Origin of the sequence: Methylobacterium sp. WL103 (assembly GCF_008039885.1) — a bacterium.
GTDB lineage: Bacteria > Pseudomonadota > Alphaproteobacteria > Rhizobiales > Beijerinckiaceae > Methylobacterium > Methylobacterium cerastii.
In genome coordinates, this window is the sequence record NZ_VRUX01000438.1 from 1 (window position 1) to 3,616 (window position 3,616).

General features: G+C 69.4%; 5 protein-coding genes. 3 read left to right on the forward strand and 2 right to left on the reverse strand.

From position 1 onward, the window contains the following. Positions 1 to 774: 774 nt before the first annotated feature. From FV222_RS20120 to mscL, 3 genes are all read left to right on the forward strand, one after another. Positions 775 to 1,485, forward strand: a complete 711-nt coding sequence (locus tag FV222_RS20120; RefSeq protein WP_147764184.1) for a phosphatidylserine decarboxylase — start codon at positions 775 to 777, stop codon at positions 1,483 to 1,485. A 73-nt stretch (positions 1,486 to 1,558) separates the two neighbouring features. Next, the gene (gene pssA, locus FV222_RS20125; RefSeq protein WP_147764167.1) at positions 1,559 to 2,395 is read left to right on the forward strand and encodes a CDP-diacylglycerol--serine O-phosphatidyltransferase; all 837 of its coding nucleotides are present in this window, start codon (positions 1,559 to 1,561) and stop codon (positions 2,393 to 2,395) included. A gap of 83 nt (positions 2,396 to 2,478) precedes the next feature. Continuing rightward, complete coding sequence (gene mscL, locus FV222_RS20130; RefSeq protein WP_147764168.1) at positions 2,479 to 2,907, forward strand: large conductance mechanosensitive channel protein MscL; 429 nt, start codon at positions 2,479 to 2,481, stop codon at positions 2,905 to 2,907. Positions 2,908 to 2,922: 15 nt separating this feature from the next. On the opposite strand, the gene FV222_RS20135 is transcribed toward mscL, so the two are convergent. Then, positions 2,923 to 3,198, reverse strand: coding sequence for a hypothetical protein (locus tag FV222_RS20135; RefSeq protein ID WP_147752841.1), 276 nt, complete (start codon positions 3,196 to 3,198; stop codon positions 2,923 to 2,925). A gap of 134 nt (positions 3,199 to 3,332) precedes the next feature. Then, the coding region (locus tag FV222_RS20140) for a DUF1236 domain-containing protein (protein WP_147815473.1) at positions 3,333 to 3,616 on the reverse strand (284 nt) is incomplete at its 5' end.

Genomic DNA, 3,616 nt, shown 5'->3' on the forward strand with positions numbered 1-3,616 from the left:
GAGCCGGCCCGGTGATCGACGGGGCGGTCGGCAGCGTGGCGGCTCCCGGGTCGTCGGTCGGTCAGCCGGCGGCGCGGGCATCGTGGGGCAGGGACACAGAGCGGCGGGTTCACCCGCGTGCCGTGGCCCGGAGTGACCGGACCCGCATGGCGGGGCTGGGCTCGTGCTCGCGCGGGAAGGCTTAGGCGCGACCGACCGCTCACGCGGACGCGGAAGCGTGACAGGCGTTCGAGGCTTTGGCCTCCTGCCCCGCGTTGTGTGGCTACGATCGAACCAGCCGCGACGCCAAATCGGCGCCGACGCCCGCGTTCCGGGCCCGGCACCGCGGGACGCCGGGGAACCGGCTAATCGCGCATCATCACAGGGTTCCGCGGCGTCCCGCGTCTCCTGTTTCGTGATGTCCGGGCCATGCCGCCGGCGGAGGGTTTCCGCGTGGGGTTGTTTTGGCGTGTCTGGAGGGACGCGCATCCCCTCGCCCCGCCTGCGGGGAGAGGGCTTTGACGACCGCGTCGTCGGCCAAGCGAGGCGGCAGCCGAGGGTGAGGGGGCGCGAACGGACGAGCCTCCTCCGGTCGCGCCCCCTCACCGTCGCTTCGGCTTCGCCTTCGCTTCCCGGCCGCACGACGGGGTGCCGCCGGGCCTCTCCCCGCACGCGGGGAGAGGGGGGCGTCCGATCCGTTGCACCGCGCGACGGCGCGCGAGGTTGACCTTCGCGCCCCGGGCTGCCATCGCGCGGGTCAAAATCCCGTTTGGCCCCGCCCCGTCGAAAGACCGCATGAACGACCTTCTCCTGACGATCCGCCGGACGCTCGTCCCGATCCACAAGGAGGGCTACCCCTTCATCGTGATCGGGATCGTGCTCACGGTGCTGGCCGGCACGTTCTCGCAGTTCTTCGGCTGGGTGTTCCTGATCCTCACCCTGTGGGTGTGCTACTTCTTCCGCGACCCCGAGCGGGTGACGCCGGTGGCCGACGGCCTCGTGGTGTCGCCGGCCGACGGGCGCGTGAACCTGATCTCCACCGTGCTGCCGCCGCCCGAGCTCGACCTGCCGCCGGTGCCGATGACCCGCGTCTCGGTGTTCATGAACGTGTTCGACTGCCACGTGAACCGCGTGCCGGTGACGGGCAGGATCGGCCAGATCCACTACACGCCGGGGCTGTTCCTCAACGCCGAGCTCGACAAGGCGAGCGAGGACAACGAGCGCAACGGAATGGTGATGGAGACCCTGCACGGCGGCCAGCCGGTGCGGATCGGCGTGGTGCAGATCGCGGGCCTGGTGGCGCGGCGCATCGTCGGCTTCGTCTCGGCCGGCGACCAGCTCTCGGTGGGCGAGCGCTTCGGGCTGATCCGGTTCGGGTCGCGGGTGGACGTGTACCTCCCCGTCGGCACCCGCGTGCTGGTGGGCCTCGGCCAGAAGGCGGTGGCCGGCGAGACCGTGCTCGCCGACCTCGGCGGCGGCCCCGAGCGCAGCTTCCGGCGCATCTGACTTACTCGTGCGGTCGCATTTTCTTCACGCGAACCGGCTTCCACTTCGCTCGAAAATGCTCTCAGGAGGGGCGATGGACGATCTCTTCCCGCCCTTCGAGCCGGACGCGAACGAGCCGCGGCCGCGCCGGTTCAAGCCGGTACCGTTCCGGATGATCGCGCCCAACATGATCACCCTGATGGCGCTCTGCCTCGGGCTGACGGCGATCCGGCTGGCCTTCGAGGGCAAGTTCGAGCCGGCGGTGATCGCGATCATCGCGGCCGCCGTGCTCGACGGCATCGACGGGCGCGTGGCGCGCCTGCTGAAGGGCACCTCGCGCTTCGGGGCGGAACTCGATTCGCTGGCCGACTTCGTCAACTTCGGCTGCGCGCCGGCGCTGATCCTCTACGGCTTCGCGCTCCACAACCTGAAATCGCTCGGCTGGATCGTGGCGCTGATCTTCGCCATCGCCATGGCGCTCCGGCTCGCCCGCTTCAACGCGATGCTCGACGACCCGAACCGCCCGGAATGGAAGAAGGACTACTTCGTCGGCATGCCGGCGCCGGCCGGGGCGATGACGGCGATGCTGCCGCTCTACCTGCACTTCCTCGGCTTCGGCTTCGAGGCCTGGGCCGCGCCGGCGATCCTTGTCTACGTGCTCGGCATCGCGCTGCTGGTGGTCTCCACCGTGCCGACCTTCTCCGGCAAGACCATGGGCAAGCGCGTGCCCCGCGGGCTGGTGCTCCCGATCTTCCTGGCGGGCGTCGCCGCCTTCGGCCTGCTGATCTCGTTCCCGTTCGAATCGCTGGTCGCGATCAGCGCCGCCTACATCGTCGGCCTGCCGTTGGGCGCGGCGCAGTACCGCCGCCGGTCACGCCTCGAGCCGCAGACGCGCCCCGAGAGCGGCGAGGATCCGGCCTCCGCGATCTGAGCGGTGGACAATATTCCTTTCGCCTTGAGGCCGGCGCGCAACTTGCGATAGGTTTTGCCCACTGAAACGTGAGGGGGGCCGCCGTGCTCGAAGAGTTCAAGAAGTTCGCGCTGCGCGGCAACGTGGTCGACCTCGCCGTCGGCGTGATCATCGGCGCCGCCTTCGGGGCGATCGTGACCTCGGCGGTGCAGGACGTGTTCATGCCGATGATCGGCGCGATCACCGGCGGCCTCGACTTCTCGAACTACTACCTGCCGCTTTCCTCGAAGGTGCAAGCCGGCGCAGCTTATGCCGAGGCGAAGAAGCAGGGCGCGGTGATCGGCTACGGCCAGTTCATCACCGTGGCGATCAACTTCATGATCGTCGCCTTCGTGCTGTTCCTGGTCATCCGCGCGATGAACAAGCTCCAGACCAAGGAAGAGGCCAAGCCCGAGGCGATCGCCGAAGTGCCGGCGGACGTGAAGATCCTGGGCGAGATCCGCGACCTGCTGGCGACGCGCCCCAAGGTTTGAGCGCGGAGGCGGTGTTCAGGCCGCCGGCTTGTCGTCCTCGGGGGTGACGCCGAACGCGTCGAGGATGCGGTCGAGGGCGTGCTCGACGGCGCCGGTGCCTTCCTCGTGGGTCTTCAGCCGGGTCTCGAGGCGCTGCAGCTGCGGCGCGAAGGTCTCATCGGGGGCAGGGTCGTCACCGAGGAAGCGCGGCTTCTCCTGGCCCACCGTCAGCATCGAGCGGAGCTGCTGGCCGAGGTGGTCGCGAACCGGTTCCGGCAGGCCGGCCTTCGCGTCGATGGCGTCGTCGTCCATGGTTTCAGAATTCCCGTTCGCCGTCAGAACCCTAACGGGCGATGCGGCAAAGCGTTGCACGGCAGCGTACCAACGAAAAGGGCCCCGAGGCGTATCGCCCCGGAGCCCTCTCGGATTGGTGGAGGCTGAAAAAGTTAGTCGATCACTTCGACGATGCGGTGGCCGCGATCGACCAGAACCGGGCGGTTGTTGATCACGGTGTAGCGGGTGCCGGTCTGGACGCGGTACTCGTCGGGCACGTCGTAATAGGTCACGCCGTCGCCCGGCAGGGTGGTGCCGACCGCGACGCGGCCGTCGTAATCGTAGGAGCGCACGTTGCGCTCGCGGACGTAGCTGCGGAAGCGCGGCTGCATGTCGACGCCGAGGATGCCGCCGACGGTGCCGGTCGCCGCGCCCACCGCGCCGCCGACGATCCCGC